General features: G+C 63.4%; 19 protein-coding genes. 12 read left to right on the forward strand and 7 right to left on the reverse strand.

The features are described 5' to 3' along the window. The first annotated feature begins 67 nt into the window (after positions 1–67). Both APH28_RS11700 and APH28_RS11705 read left to right on the forward strand, forming a co-directional pair. Positions 68–544 (forward strand): Lrp/AsnC family transcriptional regulator, encoded by a 477-nt coding sequence (locus APH28_RS11700; RefSeq protein ID WP_003249795.1) that lies wholly within the window; start codon positions 68–70, stop codon positions 542–544. A 52-nt stretch (positions 545–596) separates the two neighbouring features. Continuing rightward, entirely contained in the window at positions 597–800 is a 204-nt protein-coding gene (locus APH28_RS11705; RefSeq protein WP_027917747.1) for a DUF2788 domain-containing protein, read from the forward strand. A 3-nt stretch (positions 801–803) separates the two neighbouring features. On the opposite strand, the gene APH28_RS11710 is transcribed toward APH28_RS11705, so the two are convergent. From APH28_RS11710 to APH28_RS11725, 4 genes are all read right to left on the reverse strand, one after another. Further along, positions 804–1,439, reverse strand: coding sequence for a pseudouridine synthase (locus APH28_RS11710; protein ID WP_060509473.1), 636 nt, complete (start codon positions 1,437–1,439; stop codon positions 804–806). 6 nt (positions 1,440–1,445) lie between these two features. Beyond that, positions 1,446–2,909, reverse strand: a complete 1,464-nt coding sequence (gene amn, locus APH28_RS11715; RefSeq protein ID WP_060509475.1) for an AMP nucleosidase — start codon at positions 2,907–2,909, stop codon at positions 1,446–1,448. A gap of 84 nt (positions 2,910–2,993) precedes the next feature. Further along, the gene (locus tag APH28_RS11720) at positions 2,994–4,646 is read right to left on the reverse strand and encodes an acyl-CoA dehydrogenase family protein (protein WP_060509477.1); all 1,653 of its coding nucleotides are present in this window, start codon (positions 4,644–4,646) and stop codon (positions 2,994–2,996) included. Positions 4,647–4,763: 117 nt separating this feature from the next. Continuing rightward, entirely contained in the window at positions 4,764–6,755 is a 1,992-nt protein-coding gene (locus tag APH28_RS11725) for a hybrid sensor histidine kinase/response regulator (protein WP_060509479.1), read from the reverse strand. Between the two features lie 265 nt (positions 6,756–7,020). On the opposite strand from APH28_RS11725, the gene APH28_RS11730 reads away from it, so the two are divergent. The 4 genes from APH28_RS11730 to APH28_RS11745 all read left to right on the forward strand — a co-directional run bounded on the left by APH28_RS11730 (position 7,021) and on the right by APH28_RS11745 (position 10,538). After that, entirely contained in the window at positions 7,021–7,818 is a 798-nt protein-coding gene (locus APH28_RS11730; protein ID WP_060509606.1) for a hydroxymethylpyrimidine/phosphomethylpyrimidine kinase, read from the forward strand. Positions 7,819–7,831: 13 nt separating this feature from the next. Next, complete coding sequence (gene thiE, locus APH28_RS11735; protein WP_060509481.1) at positions 7,832–8,455, forward strand: thiamine phosphate synthase; 624 nt, start codon at positions 7,832–7,834, stop codon at positions 8,453–8,455. A 17-nt stretch (positions 8,456–8,472) separates the two neighbouring features. After that, a complete protein-coding gene (gene hemL / locus APH28_RS11740) occupies positions 8,473–9,756 on the forward strand; it encodes a glutamate-1-semialdehyde 2,1-aminomutase (RefSeq protein WP_060509483.1) in 1,284 nt (427 codons plus the stop codon). Positions 9,757–9,992: 236 nt separating this feature from the next. Beyond that, on the forward strand, positions 9,993–10,538 hold the full coding sequence (locus APH28_RS11745; RefSeq protein WP_060509485.1) for a tetratricopeptide repeat protein: 546 nt from the start codon (positions 9,993–9,995) through the stop codon (positions 10,536–10,538). A gap of 3 nt (positions 10,539–10,541) precedes the next feature. Here APH28_RS11745 and APH28_RS11750 read toward each other — a convergent pair whose 3' ends face one another. Then, positions 10,542–10,868, reverse strand: a complete 327-nt coding sequence (locus APH28_RS11750; protein ID WP_060509487.1) for a DUF1820 family protein — start codon at positions 10,866–10,868, stop codon at positions 10,542–10,544. Positions 10,869–11,042: 174 nt separating this feature from the next. Between APH28_RS11750 and APH28_RS11755 the strand changes: the two genes are divergently transcribed. The 4 genes from APH28_RS11755 to lnt are packed head-to-tail and all read left to right on the forward strand — an operon-like array spanning position 11,043 to position 14,898. Next, positions 11,043–12,041, forward strand: coding sequence for a PhoH family protein (locus tag APH28_RS11755; RefSeq protein ID WP_060509489.1), 999 nt, complete (start codon positions 11,043–11,045; stop codon positions 12,039–12,041). Continuing rightward, a complete protein-coding gene (gene ybeY, locus APH28_RS11760) occupies positions 12,034–12,507 on the forward strand; it encodes an rRNA maturation RNase YbeY (protein ID WP_060509491.1) in 474 nt (157 codons plus the stop codon). The genes APH28_RS11755 and ybeY overlap by 8 nt, the downstream gene beginning before the upstream one ends. 25 nt (positions 12,508–12,532) lie before the next feature. After that, positions 12,533–13,372, forward strand: a complete 840-nt coding sequence (locus APH28_RS11765; RefSeq protein WP_060509493.1) for an HlyC/CorC family transporter — start codon at positions 12,533–12,535, stop codon at positions 13,370–13,372. Between the two features lie 8 nt (positions 13,373–13,380). After that, the gene (gene lnt, locus APH28_RS11770) at positions 13,381–14,898 is read left to right on the forward strand and encodes an apolipoprotein N-acyltransferase (RefSeq protein WP_060509495.1); all 1,518 of its coding nucleotides are present in this window, start codon (positions 13,381–13,383) and stop codon (positions 14,896–14,898) included. A 100-nt stretch (positions 14,899–14,998) separates the two neighbouring features. Here the strand turns inward: lnt and APH28_RS11775 are convergent, their stop codons facing one another. Both APH28_RS11775 and APH28_RS11780 read right to left on the reverse strand, forming a co-directional pair. Further along, entirely contained in the window at positions 14,999–15,763 is a 765-nt protein-coding gene (locus tag APH28_RS11775; protein WP_060509497.1) for a YdcF family protein, read from the reverse strand. A 131-nt stretch (positions 15,764–15,894) separates the two neighbouring features. Next, entirely contained in the window at positions 15,895–16,209 is a 315-nt protein-coding gene (locus tag APH28_RS11780) for a hypothetical protein (protein WP_060509503.1), read from the reverse strand. A gap of 228 nt (positions 16,210–16,437) precedes the next feature. On the opposite strand from APH28_RS11780, the gene leuS reads away from it, so the two are divergent. Continuing rightward, entirely contained in the window at positions 16,438–19,044 is a 2,607-nt protein-coding gene (gene leuS / locus APH28_RS11785) for a leucine--tRNA ligase (protein ID WP_060509505.1), read from the forward strand. Between the two features lie 61 nt (positions 19,045–19,105). After that, positions 19,106–19,711, forward strand: coding sequence for an LPS assembly lipoprotein LptE (gene lptE / locus APH28_RS11790; protein WP_060509507.1), 606 nt, complete (start codon positions 19,106–19,108; stop codon positions 19,709–19,711). Positions 19,712–19,724: the final 13 nt, after the last annotated feature.

Below are 19,724 nucleotides of genomic sequence, written 5' to 3' on the forward strand. Positions count from 1 at the left end.
AGCACTTGCGCAATTTTTAACCCTGGATTGATAATTCACCGCAATCCGTACAGAAAAGGCTTTTTCCATGAGCAAACTTGACCGCTACGACCTGAGCATCCTCGCCGAACTGCAGCGCGACGCGCGCATCTCCAACCAGGAGCTGGCCGAACGCATCGGCCTGTCGCCATCGCCATGCTCGCGTCGGGTCAAGCAGCTTGAAGACGACGGCTATATCTCGCGCCAGGTCGCCCTGCTCGACCGCAAGAAGCTAGGCCTGAGCTTGACCGCCTATGTGCTGATCGGCATGGACCGACACACCCCGGAACGCTTCGAGACGTTCGAGGCCGCCATCCGCAACCTGCCGCAGGTACTCGAATGCAGCCTGGTCACCGGTATGGATGCTGACTACCAGCTCAAGGTGGTGGTGCCAGACATGGACCACTACCAGAAACTGCTGCTAGGCAGCCTGACCCGGATCGAAGGCGTGACCAGCGTGCGCTCGAGCTTCGTGCTCAACCAGGTACTGGCAAGTACCGAGCTGCCATTGACACACCTGCGCTAAACACCCGCTTGCCCGCCTATAATCGGAAGCTCAGCCTGCCTGGAGTACACAGATGGATCCCGCCGTATTCGAAGAATGGATGATGATCGTACTGGTCACCGTACTGATCGGTTTCATGGGCTTCATCGTCTGGGACCTGGCGAAAAAGTCCAAGGCCGGGCGCTTTGGCACGATGATTTTGTTCTTCGTACTTGGGCTGGGGGTGCTGGCCTTCATCATCAAGAGCGTGGTGGTGGCGTTTCTCGAAGGGGTCTAGGCCCTAACGCGCCAGCTTCGGGGCAACCTCGCGCCAGCAGCCCTGCTCCAGCCCATCCAGCGCCCAGTCGCCAATCCGCACCCGCACCAGGCGCAAGGTCGGCAAGCCCACCGCGGCAGTCATCCGCCGCACCTGGCGGTTACGCCCTTCGCGGATCACCAATTCCAGCCAGCTGGTCGGCACGCTCTTGCGAAACCGGACCGGCGGATTGCGCGGCCATAGCTCGGGCTCGTCGAGGCGCCGGGCTTCGGCAGGCAAGGTCTGGCCATCATTGAGCTCCACGCCATCACGCAAACGCTGGATCTGCTCGTCGCTCGGCTCACCCTCCACCTGCACCCAGTAGGTCTTGGGCAACTTGTGCTTCGGGTCGGCAATGCGCGCCTGCAGCCCGCCATCGTTGGTCAGCAGCAACAAGCCTTCACTGTCACGGTCCAGCCGTCCGGCCGGGTAGATGCCAGGGATGTCGATGAAGTCCTTGAGGGTCGCGCGCCCTTCACCGTCACTGAACTGGGTCAGCACATCGAACGGCTTGTTGAACAGAATCAGGCGTGGCTCGGCCGGTGGCGCCTTGGCCTGGCGACGGGGGCCGGCAGGCCGCGCCTGGGGGCGGCGCGGCTTGGAACGGGGTGGCAGTGGCATGGATCCTCAGCGGAACGGCGGCTCATCGAAGCTGCGCAGTTTACGCGAGTGCAACGAATTGAGCTCGGTGCGCAGCAGGTCGAGTGCGGCGATGCCGATCTTCAGATGCTGGCTGACGGCACGGTTGTAGAAGGCGTTGGCCGAACCTGGCAGCTTGATTTCGCTGTGCAACGGCTTGTCGGACACGCACAGCAAAGTGCCGTACGGTACCCGCAGGCGATAGCCCTGGGCCGCGATGGTGCCGCTTTCCATGTCCACCGCCACGGCGCGCGACAGGTTGATCAAAGGGCGCTCCTGGGCCCAACGCAGCTCCCAGTTGCGGTCGTCATAGGTCAGCACGGTGCCGGTGCGCAGGCGCTTCTTCAGTTCTTCACCACGCTCGCCGGTGACCTGCGCTGCGGCTTCCTGCAGCGCCAGCTGCACTTCAGCCAACGCCGGGATCGGAATGTTCGGTGGCACCACGCGATCGAGAATGCCGTCGCGGCGCATGTAGGCGTGGGCCAGCACATAGTCGCCGATGGTCTGCGACTGGCGCAGGCCGCCGCAGTGGCCGATCATCAGCCAGCAGTGCGGACGCAGCACAGCCAGGTGGTCGGTGATGTTCTTGGCGTTGGACGGGCCGACGCCGATGTTGACCAGGGTCACGCCATCACCGTCGCCAGCGATCAGGTGGTAGGCCGGCATTTGATAGCGGTGCCAGACGACACTGGCCACCAGGGCCTGAGCTTCGCCGTGATCCATGCCCTTTTCGATCATTACGTTGCCCGGCAGCACCATGCGCACGAACCGCGGGTCTTCACGCAGCTGCTCGAGACCGTGGCTGATGAACTGGTCGACGTAGCGGTGGTAGTTGGTCAGCAGGATCCACGGCTGAACGTGGCGCCAGTCGCTGCCGGTGTAGTGCACCAGGCGGCGCAGCGAGAAGTCCACGCGGGCGGCATCGAACAGCGCCAGCGGCAGGGTTTCGGCATTGCCCCAGTCATACAGGCCATCGGCGATGTTGTCGGTAGCTGCCGACAGGTCGGTGCTGGGGAACACCCGCGCCAGCTCGGCGGCGGTGATGCCGCTGCCAGCCAGCTCATCGCCCTGGTCGACCACATAGGGGTAAGGGATGTTCTGTTCGCTGACACCGACTTCCACGGTCACCGTATAGTCGTGCATCAACGGGCGCAGTTGCTCCAGCAGGTAACCGCGAAATGCTGCGGGCTGGGTGACGGTGACGCTGTAAGTGCCCGCCACCTGGACCTTGGCATAGGCGCGGGTAGTGGCGGCGACTTCGCCGTGGCTGTAGTAGGTCAGGCGCAGCGCCGGGTATCGGTACACCGCGCGCTCATCGGCACTCGGCTCGGTACGGTCCTTCAGGTAGCGCTTGAGGGCCTGGCTCAGCGCCCCGGTGGCCTGTTCATGCAGGGCCGCCAGACGGTCGACGGCCTGTTCGGGGGTATCAACGACTACAAACGCTTGGCTCACACTCGGCTTCCTGTCTGGACATGCATGTCAGCCATCTTGCCTGCCTTTGTTACTAAATACATCCCCGGTGGTCAGCCGCCGTATTCAACCTGGCCAGGCTGGCGTCGCCCGCGCCACCAGCGCCGCGACATCGATGCCTCGCGGCAATGCGCCATACACCCGCCCGCCACCGGTCAGCCGGCTACCGATGAACGCATCGCTGACCACGGTATTCCCTGCCTCCAGCAGCAGCTTGGCCTGCAGTGCCAAGGCAATGTCCTCGGTCAGTTGCCGTGCCCGGTACTGGATATCGCTGGTGTCGGCGAACGCCCCCTTGAGGTTGCCGATATGCGCAGCCAAGCGCGGATCGCCATGCCCGTCGCCCAGCTCGGCGAACAGTGCATCGAGCACGCCGGGTTCCTTGGACAACGCGCGCAACACGTCCAGGCATTGCACGTTGCCAGAACCCTCCCAAGTCGAGTTGACCGGCGCTTCGCGGTACAGCCGCGGCAGGATACTGTCTTCGACGTAACCGGCACCGCCCAGGCACTCAGCGGCCTCGTTGATCATGGCCGGCGCACGCTTGCAGATCCAGTACTTGCCCACCGCTGTCACCAGCCGCGCGAAGTGCGCCTGCTGCGGATCGTCGAGTTGCTCCAGGGCTTGCCCCATGCGCAGGCTCAAGGCGAGCGCGGCCTCGCTTTCCAGGGCCAGGTCGGCCAGCACGTTCTGCATCAGGGGTTGTTCGTTCAGCACCCGGCCACCGACCTTGCGATGTGCGCAATGGTGTGCCGCCTGGGTCAATGCCTGGCGCATCAGTGCGCTGGAGCCGACCATGCAGTCGAAGCGGGTCATGGCGACCATCTCGATGATGGTCGGCACGCCGCGTCCTTCTTCGCCCACCATCCATGCCAAGGCACCGCGAAACTCGACTTCGCTGGAGGCATTGGAGCTGTTGCCCAACTTGTTCTTCAGGCGCTGGATGTAGAACTGGTTGCGGCTGTCGTCAGGCCGATGACGCGGCAGCAGGAAGCAGCTCAGGCCCTTGTCGGTCTGCGCCAGGGTGAGGAAGGCGTCGCACATCGGTGCCGAGCAGAACCACTTGTGCCCGACCAACTCGTAGGCCTGCCCGGGGCCGGGGCTGCCGACCGGGTAGGCACGGGTGGTGTTGGCACGCACGTCGGTGCCGCCCTGCTTCTCGGTCATGGCCATGCCAAGGGTCACCCCGGCCTTGTGCCGGTCACCGACATTGCGCGGGTCGTACTCGCAGGCCAGGATTTTCGGTAGCCAGTATTCGGCCAGTTCGGGCTGCAGCCTGAGCGCAGGTACGGCAGCAAAGGTCATGGTCAGCGGGCAGCCGGTACCGGCCTCGGCCTGGCTGTGCAGGTAGGTCATCGACGCCCGTGCCACATGAGCGCCAGGGCGAGGCTCGGCCCAGGGCAACGATGGCAGGCCATGCTCGACGGCGGTGCGCATCAGTTCGTGGTAGGCGGGGTGGAACTCGACCAGGTCGATGCGATGGCCATAGCGGTCATGGCTGCTGAACTCCGGCTTGTGCGCATTGGCCAGGAAGCCAGCGGCCATCAGCGGGCCGCCGGCCAGGGCACCATAGGCGTCGATCCGCGACTCGGCCCAACCGGCCCCGAAGCGCCGCGACCACTCCTGCAGCGGCAGGTCGAGGCGGTACAGGTTGGCACCGTCGAGGGATGGCGGTTGATTGGTGACTTCGTGGGTTTCAGCGTACTGGTGCAGGTTCATTGGGAGCTCCTGGATCCGGGCATGCCTGAAAAGCCCAGTGAAGCACTCCCTGCGGGTCAGTCAAAGTGACATTAATGACTAAACATGTGGCGAGCAGCCCTGATAAACCACCTTGAATCAGAATCGAGTAGCACCCGAAACGGCCCTGCCCGGCGGTATCTGCACCTGAGCAATCGCCACATTCAAGGTCAACTCAAACCGGCTCCCCAACCCCCGCGTCGACTCATGGGACAACTTGGCGTCGAGCAGTTCGGCCAGCTGCCGGCAGATCGACAAGCCAATACCCAACCCGCCATAACGCCGGGTCATCGAGCCGTCGACCTGGAAGAAACGCTGATAGAGAATCGCCTGGTCCAGATCATCGAAACCGATGCCGCTGTCACTGATGGTGAAGGTCAACGCCAGGCTGTCCGGGCCCAAACGGCGCCCGCGGACCTGCACCATCACCCCACCCTGATGAGTGAACTTCAGGCCGTTGTCCACCAGGCAGCCCAGACAACGCGCCACTTTCTGCGCATCGCCCAGCAACTCGTCCGGCAACTCGGCGGGAATGTCCAGGCTCAGGTACAACCCCTTGCCTAAAGCCGTTCCGGCATAGCCGGCCCGCAAGTCCTGCAGCGTGCGCCGCAAGCTGAACGGCTGCGCCTGCAGGCGCATGCGGCCGGCTTGCAATTCGGTCAAGGTGAGAATGTCGTCGACCATGTCCATCATGCCCTGGGCCGAACCGACCGCCGTGCGGTGGTACTGGGCCATCTCGGCACTCATGGGCAGTGTGTGCATCAGTTCCAGCGAGCCGATCACGCCATTCATCGGCGTGCGCAGTTCGTGGGTGACAGTGGCGAGGAACTCATCCTTCAGGTGGTTGCTCCTGGCCAGTTGCTGGTTCATCTGCTCCAACGCCTGGCCAGTATCACGCAGCGTCTGCGCCTGCTGTTCGCGCATGCTGTTGATGCGGTCGGCCAAGGCCAGCGACAGCAACGCCACTTCCAGCGCGGAACCCAGCTGGCTGGAATACATGGTGATGAACAGGTTGGGCAGGTAGCCCAGTACCATCAGGGTGTTCACCAACCCGCCGAGGAGAAACGCCGTCCAGGCGATGATGAACCAGCGCGCCACGCGCAGGCCACGCACCCAGGCATACAACCCGGCCGCAAAGATGCTCACGGTGAACAGCAGGGCCAGCACCGTGGCCATGCGCAAGGCGATGCCGTAGCGCATGCTCACCGACAGTACCATTACCAGCACGCCACCGAGCATCAATAGCTGCAGCAACCGGTCGAAGCCGCGGCTGATCTTGCTCAGTTGCAGGAAGTGCCGTGCAAACTGGCAACCGAACAGGCCTGCGGCGCCGATGAACAACGGCGTCGCGGCATTGGCCCACCACGGATTGTCCGGCCAGAAATAAGCGACCCCAGCCCCGTTCACCGACACCTGGTAGAAGCCAAACGAGGCAATGTAGAGAATGTAGTAGAGGTAACTGACGTCCCGCACACTGAGGTAGATGAACAGGTTGTAAACCGCCATCACCAGCAGCACGCCGTAGATCATGCCCAGCACATAGAGGCGGGTCGGCTGGTCTTCCATGTAGGCCTCGGCGGACCACAACGCCAGGGGTGCCTGCACCGAGCCCTGGCTGTGCAGGCGCAGGTAGACGGTGGTCGACTGCCCGGGCTGCAAAAGAAGTTCGAACAGATAGTTGTTCTGGCGTATCTGTCGGCTGTCGTAGGGCAAGGCGTCGCCGGTGCGCTGGGCCAGGCGGAACTCGCCATCATTGCCCGGCAAGTACAGCTCGATATGGTCCATCGGCGGGTATGCCAGCTCCAGCAACCACTGGCGCGGCTGCGCTTCGGCAGAGGCCACATAGTGCAGGTCGACCTTGAGCCAGAACACCGACGTCGAGTAACCGGCATTCAGCACCTCCTGGTGGTGCGTGCGGAAACGGCTGGCGAAGACCGGCGCGCTGACCTGGGCAATGCTGGCGCTGCCGTCACGGTCCTCGTAGACCTGCATGACTTTGCCCAAGGGAAGGTGCCGGGTCGCCTCGTCGAATTCGACGGCTCCGGCCAGCACGGGCAGCAAGCCCAGAAGCACAATCAGCAAATAGCGCATACAGCCCCAGCATGGCCTGTCCGGTCGCGTCGCGATGGCCTCCAATCCCTTTGAGACGACGAAATCCGGCAGAGCCCGTTTGTCGAGTTATCCGAGCACTCTAGCATAGCTTTCAACGCTGGCGACGGGCCACTCCAATTTTCAAAGAAAACGCTCTAAATCAATGCTTTCAGTACCGTAACAACATCAAATCTGACCGTTCGATCAGCAATTCAGTCTTGTAGGACGATCCGCGCAAATGGGTTTGGTGGTAAGCTCGCCGACCATGAATACCTACAGCTCCCGCCCCGTTGTCCTCTGTCTCTCCGGCCACGACCCAAGTGGCGGCGCCGGCTTGCAGGCAGATATCGAAGCCCTGATCGCCCAAGGCTGTCACGCCGCACCTACCGTGACCGCCCTGACCGTGCAGGATACCGTCAACGTTTCCGACTTCCGCGTGCTCGACCGCGAGTGGGTCCTGGCCCAGGCCAATGCCGTGCTGGCCGACTCCACGGTCGCCGCCGTCAAGCTGGGCATGCTCGGCTCGATCAGCATGGTCGACACCGTCGCTGAACTGCTCAGTGCCCACCCGCACCTGCCGCTGGTCTGCGACCCGGTGCTGCGCGCCGGTGGCGGTGGCCGCCTGGGCAAGGACGAAGTCGGCTATGCCCTGCGCGAACGCCTGCTGCCGCTGGCGACCATCGCCACGCCGAACCTGCCGGAAGCGCGCATCCTCGCGGAACTGCCTGAAGGCACCGCCGACGAATGTGCCGAAAAACTGTTGCCGTTCTGTAGACACCTGCTGATCACCGGCGGTCACGGTGACGAGGACGAAATCCATAACCGCCTGTACAGCCGCGACGGCCAGAGCCTCACCTGGACCTGCCAGCGCCTGCCGGGCAGCTACCACGGCTCGGGCTGCACCCTGGCCAGCGCCCTGGCCGGTCGCCTGGCGCTTGGCGAGCAATTGCAAAGCGCGGTGAAAAGCGCCCTGGATTACACCTGGCGCACCCTGCGCGACGCCGAACAGCTGGGCAAGGGCCAATTCGTCCCGCGCCGGCTGCCCCTGGATTTCTGCTCCTGATACGAGGCTTTAAATGAAGCTACGCGGTCTGTATGCGATCACCGACAGCCAGCTGCTCGCCGGCCGTTTCCTGTCCCACGTCGAAGCCGCGCTGGAAGGCGGTGTGTGCCTGCTGCAGTACCGTGACAAAAGCGATGACGCCGCCCGCCGCCTGCGCGAGGCCGAAGCGCTGATGAAGCTGTGCGAGCGCTATGGCACCCAGTTGCTCATCAACGACGACGCCGAGCTGGCCGCACGCCTGGGCGTCGGCGTGCACCTGGGCCAGACCGACGGCCCGCTGACACCCGCGCGCGCCCTGCTCGGTCGCCAGGCGATCATTGGCTCCACCTGCCACGCCAGCCTCGAGCTGGCCGCCCAGGCGGCCAGCGAAGGTGCCAGCTACGTGGCCTTCGGCCGCTTCTTCAATTCCGTTACCAAGCCCGGTGCGCCGGCTGCCAATGTCGACCTGCTGGAGCAGGCCCGTGCCCAGGTGAAACTGCCGATCGCCGTGATCGGTGGCATCACCCTCGACAACGCCGCCCCGCTGATCGCCCACGGTGCCGATCTGCTGGCGGTGATCCACGGCCTGTTCGGCGCCGAGAGCGCGCAGGAAGTCACCCGCCGCGCCCGCGCCTTCAACGCCCTATTCGCTTCCTGATTTCGAGAGAAGACCCCATGTCCCGTTCCGAAGCCCTGTTCGCCCAAGCCCAGAAACACATCCCAGGTGGCGTCAACTCGCCGGTCCGCGCTTTCAAGAGCGTCGGCGGCACGCCGCTGTTCTTCAAGCACGCCGAAGGCGCCTACGTCGTCGACGAAGATGACAAGCGCTATGTCGACTATGTCGGCTCGTGGGGCCCGATGATCCTTGGCCATGGCCACCCGGACGTGCTCGACGCAGTACGCCGCCAGCTGGAGCACGGCCTGTCCTACGGCGCGCCGACCGCGATGGAAACCGAGATGGCCGACCTGGTCTGCTCGCTGGTACCATCGATGGAAATGGTACGCATGGTCAGCTCCGGTACCGAAGCGACCATGAGCGCCATCCGCCTGGCCCGTGGCTACACCGGCCGTGACGCCATCATCAAGTTCGAAGGCTGCTACCACGGCCACTCCGACAGCCTGCTGGTCAAGGCCGGTTCGGGCCTGCTGACTCAGGGCGTGCCGAGCTCGGCAGGTGTACCGGCGGATTTTGCCAAACACACCCTGACGCTGCCGTTCAACGACATCGCTGCGGTCGAAAAGACCCTGGCCGAGGTCGGCCAGACCGTGGCCTGCATCATCGTCGAGCCCGTGGCCGGCAACATGAACTGCGTTCCGCCAGCGCCTGGCTTCCTTGAAGGCCTGCGCGAGCAATGCGACAAGCACGGCGTGGTGCTGATCTTCGACGAAGTGATGACCGGTTTCCGTGTTTCGCTGGGCGGCGCCCAGGGTTACTACGGCATCAAGCCGGACCTGTCGACCTTCGGCAAGATCGTCGGCGGCGGCATGCCCGTGGGCTGCTTCGGTGGCAAGCGCGAAATCATGGGCTGCATCGCCCCGCTGGGCCCGGTCTACCAGGCCGGTACGCTGTCGGGCAACCCGCTGGCCATGGCCGCAGGCCTGACCACCCTGAAGCTCATCAGCCGCCCGGGTTTCCATGACGAACTGACCGCCTTCACCAGCCGCATGCTCGACGGCCTGCAGCAGCGTGCCGATGCCGCTGGCGTACCGTTCGTCACCACCCAGGCGGGCGCCATGTTTGGCCTGTACTTCAGCGGTGCCGACGACATCGTCACCTTCGACGACGTGATGGCCAGCGACGCTGAGCGCTTCAAGCGCTTCTTCCACCTGATGCTCGACGGCGGCGTGTACCTGGCACCGAGCGCGTTCGAAGCTGGCTTCACTTCGATCGCTCATGGTGAAAAAGAACTGCAGATCACCCTGGATGCAGCTGAAAAAGCCTTTGCCGCGCTGAAGTGACTGGCCGCCTGCACCGGCCTCTTCGCGGGTAAACCCGCTCCCACAAGTTATGCGTGTAACCTGTGGGAACGGGTTTACCCGCGAAGAGGCGCGTGCAGGCAATAAATGCCAATCCAATCAGCAAACCCTTCTTCTCAACACAATTTCGCGTAAAACTTTGTAAGGTTGGCGCTGCTTATCCCATAATGTGCCACCAGAGACATTGGCCGCAGCTTTGCAGAGGTAAGTCGATCCCCATGAACCGCACCGGCCGCGCCCTTACCCTGGGCTGCCTGTTGCTTCTTCAGCCCCTGCTGGCCCTGGCGGAGGGCGGTAACTCGTTGCTGATTCCGGCAACGGGGCGCTGCACGCTCAATGTTCAGCCAGAAGACCTGCAGAACGCGCTGAAAACCTGCGAGGAAACAGCGGCGACCGGGGACGCCCAGGCACAGTTCGAGCTGGGCGAGTACTACTACACGCTCACGCCGAAAAACCTGAAAAAGGCCCTGGACTGGTTCGAGAAGGCCTCGCTGCAAGGCCACGCCGAAGCCCAATACCGCCTTGGCGCCATGTTCTTCCATGGCGAAGGGGTGAAGGCCAACAACGTGCAGGCTTATATCCTGCTGAAGATGGCTGCAGTCAACGGTGCCGAAGATGCGCTGGACATGGCCGACGAAGTGACCGAGCAAATGCCCCGCGACGAACTGGAACACGCCACCCAGGTGCTTGGCCAGATCTTCCGCAAGTACCTGCTGGAACTGCAGAACGCCGAAGGGCGCACACCGTTTTCGCCACTGCCCTGAGCCTTACTTCTCCGGCATCGGCATGGGGAACGGCATCACGTTGCCACTGGCCCTGGCCTCGCTGATCTTGGCCGTGCCCAGGCGCTCCACCTCGTCAATGCGTACGATCGAATGCATCGGCACGAAACTGCGGATCACCCCTTCGAACTGATTCTTGAGCTTCTCTTCGCTCGGGTCGACCACCACCTGGGTGCGCTCGCCGAAAACGAACTCGTCGATTTCCAGAAAGCCCCACAGGTCGCTCTGGTAGATCTGCTTGGCATACATCTCGAAGACCTGCCCCTGGTTGAGGAAGATCACTTTATAGATGGCGGGTTCGCGTTTGCTCATGTTCGGCGGGATAACACATGCGTAAGAAAAGGCGCGCATCATAGCAGAGCAGGCCCAGGCCCGCGCAGGTACACCGCTTGTACCAACCCTTGATCGTTTCAGTGCTTTCGCCACTGCCCTTCAAGGGTTATTCTTGAGTTCACCTTCATTGCCGTCGAGCGGCTAAAAACGACCTTGAACGCACCCATACAACCCCATCGTTTCATCCTCGAACCCTTCGAGGCCCACCGTTTCGCCAACTTGTGTGGCCAGTTCGACGAGCACCTGCGCCTGATCGAACAACGCCTGGCGATTGAAATCCGCAATCGCGGCAATCAATTCGAGCTGATCGGCGAACCCAAGACCACTTCCGCTGCCGAGCAACTGCTGCGCCGTCTCTACCGCGAGACCAAGGCCAACGACCTTTCGCCAGAGACCGTGCACCTGTACCTGCAGGAGTCGACGGTGGAAAACATCGATAACCCGGCGGTCAATGAAGTCAGCGTCTCGCTGCGCACGCGCAAGGGCAACATCCGCCCGCGTGGCGTCAATCAGCAACGCTACGTCAAGGAAATCCTGGCCAACGACATCAACTTCGGCATCGGCCCGGCCGGTACCGGCAAGACCTACCTTGCCGTCGCTTGCGCCGTCGACGCCCTGGAGCGTGAGCAGGTGCGGCGCATCCTGCTGGTGCGCCCGGCGGTCGAAGCGGGCGAAAAGCTCGGCTTCCTGCCTGGCGACCTGGCCCAGAAGATCGACCCGTACCTGCGCCCACTGTACGACGCGCTGTACGAAATGCTCGGCTTCGAGCACGTGGCCAAGCTGATCGAGCGCCAGGTGATTGAAATCGCCCCGCTGGCCTACATGCGTGGCCGCACCTTGAACAACAGCTTCATCATCCTCGACGAGAGCCAGAACACCACGCTCGAGCAGATGAAGATGTTCCTCACCCGTATCGGCTTCGGCTCGACCGCGGTGATCACCGGCGACATCACCCAGGTCGACCTGCCCCGTGGCACCAAGTCGGGCCTGGCCCATGTGATCGAAGTGCTCAAGGACGTACCGGGGATCAGTTTCACCCATTTCCAACCCAAAGATGTGGTTCGTCACCCACTGGTGCAGCGTATCGTCGAGGCCTACGACCGCTTCGAAGCGCGCCAGGTCAAGCCCGAGGTCCCCGGCAAAGATGCTTGAACTCGACCTGCAACGGGCCACGGATGCTGACGCCCCGGATGACGCCGCCTTCCGCCGCTGGTGCGAACTGGCCTTGCGCCAGCGCACCGCCGACTCGGAAATGACCATTCGTCTGGTCGACGAAACCGAAGGCCGCGAACTCAACCACACCTACCGGCACAAGGACTATGCGACCAATGTGCTGTCGTTCCCGGCCGACGTGCCCGACGATCTGCTCGACATACCGCTGCTGGGCGACCTGGTGATCTGCGTGCCGGTGGTCGAGCGCGAGGCCGCCGAACAGGGCAAGGCCCTGGAAGCGCACTGGGCACACCTGGTCATTCACGGCTGCCTGCACCTGCTCGGCTACGACCACATCGACGACGATGAGGCCGAAGAGATGGAAGCACTGGAACGGGAATTGCTGGCAGAACTGGGTCACCCTGACCCGTACGCCGACGATGAAAACGAACCTCTCACACACTGATACACGAAGGATCACGAGAACCGCCATGAGCGAAGATCGATCGAGCAACGGGCAGAAGTCCTGGCTGGGTAAACTGACCCAGGCTTTTGCCCATGAGCCGAAAAACCGCCAGGAGCTCCTTGAGCTGCTGCGCGAAGCCCATCAGAACAAGCTGCTCGACAGCGAAGCGCTGACCATCGTCGAAGGTGCCATCCAGGTCGCTGACCTGCAGGTACGCGACATCATGGTCCCGCGCTCGCAGATGATCAGCATCAAGGCGACCCAATCGCCGCGCGAGTTCCTTCCGGCCATCATCGACGCCGCCCACTCGCGCTATCCGGTGATCGGCGAGAGCCATGACGATGTGCTCGGGATCCTGCTGGCCAAGGACCTGTTGCCGCTGATCCTCAAGGAGAACGGCGACAGCTTCAACATCAAGGACCTGCTGCGCCCGGCCACCTTCGTGCCAGAGTCCAAGCGGCTTAACGTGCTGCTGCGCGAGTTTCGCGCCAACCACAACCACATGGCCGTCGTCATCGACGAATACGGTGGCGTAGCAGGCCTGGTAACCATCGAGGACGTGCTGGAACAGATCGTCGGCGACATCGAGGACGAGCATGACGTCGAGGAAGACAGCTACATCAAGCCGCTCCCCAGCGGCGACTTCCTGGTCAAGGCATTGACCCCGATCGACAACTTCAACGAGTTCTTCGACAGCGAGTTCTCGGATGACGAGTTCGACACCGTCGGCGGCCTTGTGATGAGCGCCTTCGGCCACCTGCCCAAGCGCAACGAGACCACCGAGATCGGCGCCTACAAGTTCCGTATTCTCAATGCCGACAGCCGGCGGATACACTTGCTGCGCCTGACCCCGATCACCCGCTAAGGACAAACATGCGTTGGATCACCCGCCCCGGCTGGCCCGGTAACCTGCTGGCCCTGGCGGCCGGCGCATCGACACTCCTGGCCTTGGCGCCGTTCGACATCTGGCCGCTGGCCCTGCTGTCCATCGCCCTGCTCTACCTTGGCCTGCGCGAGCTCAGCCCGCGCCAGGCCATGTGGCGTGGCTGGTGGTTCGGCTTCGGCCTCTACGGCGCTGGCACCTGGTGGATCTACGTCAGCATGAACACCTACGGCGGCGCCTCGCCGCTGTTGGCGATCGCCTTGCTGCTGGCGTTCTTTGCCGCCCTTGCCTGGTTCTTCGCCTTGCCCACGTGGCTGTGGGCGCGCTGGTTCAGGCGCAATGAAGCGCCGCTGGCCGACGCCCTGTGCTTTGCCGCGCTATGGCTGCTGCAGGAAGCCTTCCGTGGCTGGTTCCTCACGGGCTTCCCCTGGCTGTACGCCGGTTACAGCCAGCTGGAGGGCCCGCTCGCAGGCCTGGCACCGCTGGGTGGTGTGTGGCTGATTTCCTTCACCTTGGCGCTGAGCGCCGCGCTGCTGTGCAACCTGCACCGCCTGCGCCAACGCCCGTCATTCCTCGCCGCAGGTGTGGTGGTGCTGCTGGCGCCGTGGGTGATCGGCATGGCCCTCAAGGGCCACGCCTGGACCAAGCCTGCCGGCGACCCGCTCAAGGTTGCAGCCTTGCAAGGCAACGTCGAACAGGAATTGAAATGGGACCCGGCGCATATCGATGCGCAACTGGCGCTCTACCGTGACATGAGCTTCAGCTCCAAGCCCGTTGACCTGCTGGTGTGGCCGGAAACCGCAGTGCCGATCCTCAAGGACCAGGCCCAGGGCTACATCGACGTGATGGGCCGCTTTGCCGCCGACCGGCATTCGGCACTGATTACCGGCGTGCCGGTGCGTGAAATCGTGCATCGCCAGCGGCGTTTCTTCAACGGTGTCACTGTGACCGGCGAAGGCGACGGTACCTACCTCAAGCAGAAGCTGGTGCCCTTCGGCGAATATGTGCCCTTGCAGGACATGCTTCGCGGTGCGATCGAGTTCTTCAACCTGCCGATGTCGGACTTCGCTCGCGGCCCCGCCGACCAGCCACTGCTGCAGGCCAAGGGCTACCAGATTGCGCCGTTCATCTGCTACGAAGTGGTCTACCCCGAGTTCGCTGCGGGCCTGGCAGCGCGCAGCGACCTGCTGCTGACCATCAGCAACGACACCTGGTTTGGCACCTCGATCGGCCCGCTGCAGCACCTGCAGATGGCGCAGATGCGTGCACTGGAGGCCGGCCGCTGGATGATCCGCGCCACCAACAACGGCGTGACCGCGCTGATCGACCCGTTTGGCAAAATCACCGCAGAAGTGCCGCAATTCCAGCGGGCGGTGCTGTATGGCGAAGTGGTGCCGATGCAGCAGCTGACACCGTACCTGCAGTGGCGGTCGTGGCCGTTGGCGATTCTGTGTGTGCTGTTGCTGGGCTGGGCGTTGCTGGCTGGGCGCATCGCCAAGACCGTCTGAGTCGTCCTGCACTGGCCTCTTCGCGGGGCAAGCCCGCTCCTACAAGCGGATTGCGCGCCCTTGTAGGAGCGGGCTTGCCCCGCGAAGAGGCCAGTGCAGGTTACCGATAGAACAACCGATACCCCACCAACCCCACCGCTTCATTGAGCAGCTGCCCGCTCTGCCACATGGCCCGGCTCTCCGGCAGCAACCCAGCGAACGGCCGTGCATGATCGCGCCCAAGGAACCCCACCGGCGCCGACACCACCTCGAACCCGGCCTGCTCGAAACTCCAGCGCGAGCGCTGCATATGCCACGCCTGGGTCACCACCACCACCCGGTGTATCCCCAGCGGCTGCAACACCCTGGCGCTCAGCTGGGCGTTCTCCCAAGTGGTGCGGCTGGCCTCTTCCTTCCATTTCACCTCGACAGCGAAATCCTCCCGCAGGCGCTCCGCCATCAACTGCGCTTCGCTCGGCGGGGTACCGTAATGCAGGCCACCGCTGGTCAGCACTGGCAAGCCCGAAGCCTTCGCCAGGCGCGCGGCAAAACGCATGCGCTCGAGGGCTGTTGCCGTTGGCTGATCAGCGCCACCCCAGGCCGGGTCACCACGCTCACGCCCTGCACCGAGGACGACGATGGCATCTGCCCTGCCTGCCAGGCCAGCCCAGTCACCTGTCGACAAAGGCGGCTCGGACTCCAGCAGGCGGGCTGATTCCTGCACCACCAGCGGCAAGCTCATCAGCCACAAGCCGCCCAGCCCCACGACAAAGCACAGCGCCGCCAGTCGTGGCCGCCGCTTGCGCAACCACCATGCCGCGAGCAGCAGCACAAACAGGACGCCAGGTGGCATGAGCCATTGCTTGATGAAAAAACGAATCGGCATCGACACACCTCCATGGAAGGCGTGCAGCCTATAGAGGATCGACGCCGGTCAACAAGCCCGGGCCGGCGTCGATCATGGGAAGTGTGTTGTAGAACCGGCGCGCGATTGCCCGCGCCTGGCGTCCTGAACGGCTAGCGATGCGGCAGCGTCCTGGATCTCGCCGAGTTGGCGGGGCGTTTCTTGTCCTTGAGCCAGATGATCTTGGCCGTTGTCGGTTCCGCTTGCGGGAATGTACCGGCGCAGGCATTGCGGCGTTCCGGGAGGGACTCCAGGTAAGCCTTGATCACTTCGAACTCTGCATGGCTCAAACCACGCAACTCCAGCTCGGCTGGCATCTCGTCGCGTAATCTTACCGAGGTTCTGGCGACTTCCAGTGCCAGGCCAAGACGGTCGATCAGGCGTTCGTAAAGCTCCGGTTTGATTGCGGGTAGCTGCGTCTCTCCCATCCGTTCACCTCATTGAAGATAAAGATTATCTCCCCCCACACCTGAGCTTAGCGTCGCCGTAAAAAGCAGCCAGATGCCGCGACCAGCGGGCATTCGCAATCAAGGTTTCCCACGATGCGCGGCGCTGCTGTATGCTACGGCGTTCACTCTAAACGACACCGGAGTGCCGGACGCAGCGAGGTTCCGCTGCCTGGAACAAGGTCTCTTCCCTCTCAGCAAAAAGTAGCCATGCACGAACAATACACGCCCCGTGATATCGAAGCCGCCGCCCAGAACTTCTGGGACGAGCAACAATCGTTCGCTGTTACCGAACAGCCAGGCAAGGACACGTACTACTGCCTGTCGATGTTCCCGTACCCGAGCGGCAAGCTACACATGGGCCACGTGCGCAACTACACAATCGGTGACGTGATCGCCCGCTACCAGCGCATGCTGGGCAAGAACGTCCTGCAACCGATGGGCTGGGACGCCTTCGGCATGCCTGCGGAAAACGCGGCAATGAAGAACAACGTTGCCCCGGCCAAGTGGACGTACGAAAACATCGACTACATGAAGACCCAGCTCAAGAGCCTGGGCCTGGCCATCGACTGGGCACGTGAAGTCACCACCTGCAAGCCCGACTACTACCGTTGGGAGCAGTGGCTGTTCACCCGCCTGTTCGAGAAAGGCATCATCTACCGCAAGAACGGGACCGTGAACTGGGACCCGGCCGACCAGACCGTACTGGCCAACGAGCAGGTCATCGACGGCCGTGGCTGGCGTTCGGGCGCGCTGATCGAGAAGCGCGAAATCCCGATGTACTACTTCCGCATCACCGACTACGCCGACGAGCTGCTGGAAAGCCTCGACGAGCTGCCGGGCTGGCCTGAGCAGGTCAAGACCATGCAGCGCAACTGGATCGGCAAGTCGCGCGGCATGGAAGTGCAGTTCCCGTTCGACCAGGCCAGCATCGGCCACGAAGGCACCCTGAAGGTCTTCACCACCCGTCCGGACACCCTGATGGGCGCTACCTACGTCGCCGTTGCCGCCGAGCACCCGTTGGCCACCCAGGCCGCCCAGGGCAACCCGGCACTGCAGGCGTTCATCGACGAATGCAAGAGCGGCAGCGTCGCCGAGGCCGACATGGCCACCCAGGAGAAGAAGGGCATGCCCACTTCCCTGTTCGTCGAGCACCCGCTGACCGGCGAGAAGCTGCCGGTGTGGGTCGCCAACTACGTGCTGATGCACTACGGCGATGGCGCCGTGATGGCCGTACCGGCCCACGATGAGCGCGACTTCGAGTTCGCCCACAAGTACAACCTGCCGGTCAAGGCCGTGGTGCGTACTAGTGCAGGCGACGACGTCGGCAGCGAGTGGCTGGCCGCCTATGGCGAGCATGGCCAGCTGATCAATTCCGCCGAGTTTGACGGCCTGGACTTCGCCGGCGCCTTCGACGCCATCGAAGCGGCCCTGATCCGCAAGGAACTGGGCAAATCGCGCACCCAGTTCCGCTTGCGCGACTGGGGCATCAGCCGCCAGCGCTACTGGGGCTGCCCGATACCCATCATCCACTGCCCGTCGTGCGGCGACGTACCTGTGCCGGAAGACCAGCTGCCAGTTACCCTGCCGGAGAACGTGGTGCCGGACGGCGCCGGTTCGCCGCTGGCGCGCATGCCTGAGTTCTACGAATGCAGCTGCCCGAAATGCGGCGCTGCGGCCAAGCGCGAAACCGACACCATGGACACCTTCGTGGAATCGTCCTGGTACTTCGCCCGCTACGCTTCGCCGAACTACGAAGGTGGCATGGTCGACCCGAAAGCGGCCAACCACTGGCTGCCGGTCGATCAGTACATCGGTGGTATCGAGCACGCGATCCTGCACCTGCTGTACGCGCGCTTCTTCCACAAGCTGATGCGTGACGAGGGCCTGGTCACCTCCAACGAGCCATTCAAGAACCTGCTGACCCAGGGCATGGTAGTCGCCGAGACCTACTACCGCGTGGCCAGCAACGGCGGCAAGGACTGGTTCAACCCGGCCGACGTCGAAATCGAACGCGATGCCAAGGCCAAGATCATTGGCGCCCGCCTGAAGACCGACGGCCTGCCGGTGGAAATCGGCGGCACCGAGAAGATGTCGAAGTCGAAGAACAACGGCGTCGACCCGCAGTCGATGATCGACCAGTACGGCGCCGACACCTGCCGCCTGTTCATGATGTTCGCCTCGCCGCCCGACGCGAGCCTGGAGTGGTCCGACTCCGGCGTCGAAGGTGCAAGCCGCTTCCTGCGCCGCGTCTGGCGCCTGGCCCAGGCTCACGTCGCCCAGGGCCTGCCCGGCAAGCTGGATGTCGCCGCACTGGACGACGCACAGAAGGTCATCCGCCGCGCCATCCACGCTGCAATCAAGCAGGCCAGTACCGACGTCGGCCAGTACCACAAGTTCAACACCGCCATCGCCCAGGTGATGACCGTGATGAACGTGCTGGAGAAAGCCCCTCAGGCCACCGAACAGGACCGTGCCCTGCTGCAGGAAGGCCTGGAGGCTGTGACCCTGCTGCTGGCGCCGATCACCCCACACATTTCCCACGAGCTGTGGAAGCAGTTGGGCCACGACCAGGCCGTCATTGACGCTGGCTGGCCTGCGGTCGACGAGAGCGCCCTGGTGCAGGACAGCATCACCCTGGTGGTGCAGGTCAACGGCAAGCTGCGTGGCCAGGTTGAAATGCCTGCCGCCGCCAGCCGTGAGGAAGTCGAAGCCGCTGCACGCAGTAACGAAAACGTCCTGCGCTTCATCGACGGCCTGACTATCCGCAAGGTCATCGTGGTACCGGGCAAACTGGTCAACATCGTCGCCAACTGATGGCAACGCCCACCTGCACCCCGTGCGGGTGGGCGGTATCGGCCCACAAGGGAGCAACAACATGATCAAACGCAATCTGCTGGTAATGGGCCTGGCTGTTCTGCTCAGCGCCTGCGGTTTCCAGCTGCGCGGCACCGGCACCAACGATCTGCAGGTCAAGGAGATGGACGTCAGTGCACGCAATGCCTACGGCCCTACCCTGGTGCAACTGCGCCAGGTACTTGAGCGCAGTGGCGTCAACGTGCATGCCGGCGCGCCTTATCGCCTGGTGCTGACCAACGAGCAGGAAAACTCGCGCTCGGCGAGCTATGCCGGCGGCAACAGCACGGCCGAGTATGAGCTCACCACCACGCTCAATTACAGCATCCTGGGCCTGAACAACCTGGAGCTGATGAGCGACAAGGTAGAAGTGCGCAAGACGTATGTGCGTGACGGCGGCAACATCACCGGCTCCGATCAGGAAGCCCAGCGGGCTCGCGAAGAAATGCGCCGCGACCTGGTGCAGTCGATGGTCTCACGCCTGCAACTGCTGAGCCCGTCGCAACTCGACGAACTGCAGCGCAAGGCCGACGCACGTGCCAAGGCCGAAGCCGACGCACTGGAGGCCGCGCGCCGCCAGCAGGCGGAAACGCCGCAGCAGTCGCCTCTGGAAATCCCGGGCAACTAAGCCCGAGCGGGGC

The sequence above is a fragment of the Pseudomonas sp. NBRC 111124 genome, from assembly GCF_001320245.1.
Classification (GTDB): domain Bacteria; phylum Pseudomonadota; class Gammaproteobacteria; order Pseudomonadales; family Pseudomonadaceae; genus Aquipseudomonas.

Excerpts from the sequence above, each read along its gene's own strand:
- APH28_RS11750 (WP_060509487.1), bottom strand. The coding sequence starts at position 10,868 with ATGAGCAAACGCGAACCCGCCATCTATAAAGTGATCTTCCTCAACCAG.
- APH28_RS11720 (WP_060509477.1), bottom strand. The coding sequence starts at position 4,646 with ATGAACCTGCACCAGTACGCTGAAACCCACGAAGTCACCAATCAACCG.
- leuS (WP_060509505.1), top strand. The coding sequence starts at position 16,438 with ATGCACGAACAATACACGCCCCGTGATATCGAAGCCGCCGCCCAGAAC.
- APH28_RS11725 (WP_060509479.1), bottom strand. The coding sequence starts at position 6,755 with ATGCGCTATTTGCTGATTGTGCTTCTGGGCTTGCTGCCCGTGCTGGCC.
- APH28_RS11705 (WP_027917747.1), top strand. The coding sequence starts at position 597 with ATGGATCCCGCCGTATTCGAAGAATGGATGATGATCGTACTGGTCACC.
- APH28_RS11710 (WP_060509473.1), bottom strand. The coding sequence starts at position 1,439 with ATGCCACTGCCACCCCGTTCCAAGCCGCGCCGCCCCCAGGCGCGGCCT.
- thiE (WP_060509481.1), top strand. The coding sequence starts at position 7,832 with ATGAAGCTACGCGGTCTGTATGCGATCACCGACAGCCAGCTGCTCGCC.
- lptE (WP_060509507.1), top strand. The coding sequence starts at position 19,106 with ATGATCAAACGCAATCTGCTGGTAATGGGCCTGGCTGTTCTGCTCAGC.
- APH28_RS11700 (WP_003249795.1), top strand. The coding sequence starts at position 68 with ATGAGCAAACTTGACCGCTACGACCTGAGCATCCTCGCCGAACTGCAG.
- APH28_RS11745 (WP_060509485.1), top strand. The coding sequence starts at position 9,993 with ATGAACCGCACCGGCCGCGCCCTTACCCTGGGCTGCCTGTTGCTTCTT.
- hemL (WP_060509483.1), top strand. The coding sequence starts at position 8,473 with ATGTCCCGTTCCGAAGCCCTGTTCGCCCAAGCCCAGAAACACATCCCA.
- ybeY (WP_060509491.1), top strand. The coding sequence starts at position 12,034 with ATGCTTGAACTCGACCTGCAACGGGCCACGGATGCTGACGCCCCGGAT.
- APH28_RS11730 (WP_060509606.1), top strand. The coding sequence starts at position 7,021 with ATGAATACCTACAGCTCCCGCCCCGTTGTCCTCTGTCTCTCCGGCCAC.
- APH28_RS11775 (WP_060509497.1), bottom strand. The coding sequence starts at position 15,763 with ATGCCGATTCGTTTTTTCATCAAGCAATGGCTCATGCCACCTGGCGTC.
- lnt (WP_060509495.1), top strand. The coding sequence starts at position 13,381 with ATGCGTTGGATCACCCGCCCCGGCTGGCCCGGTAACCTGCTGGCCCTG.
- APH28_RS11765 (WP_060509493.1), top strand. The coding sequence starts at position 12,533 with ATGAGCGAAGATCGATCGAGCAACGGGCAGAAGTCCTGGCTGGGTAAA.
- APH28_RS11780 (WP_060509503.1), bottom strand. The coding sequence starts at position 16,209 with ATGGGAGAGACGCAGCTACCCGCAATCAAACCGGAGCTTTACGAACGC.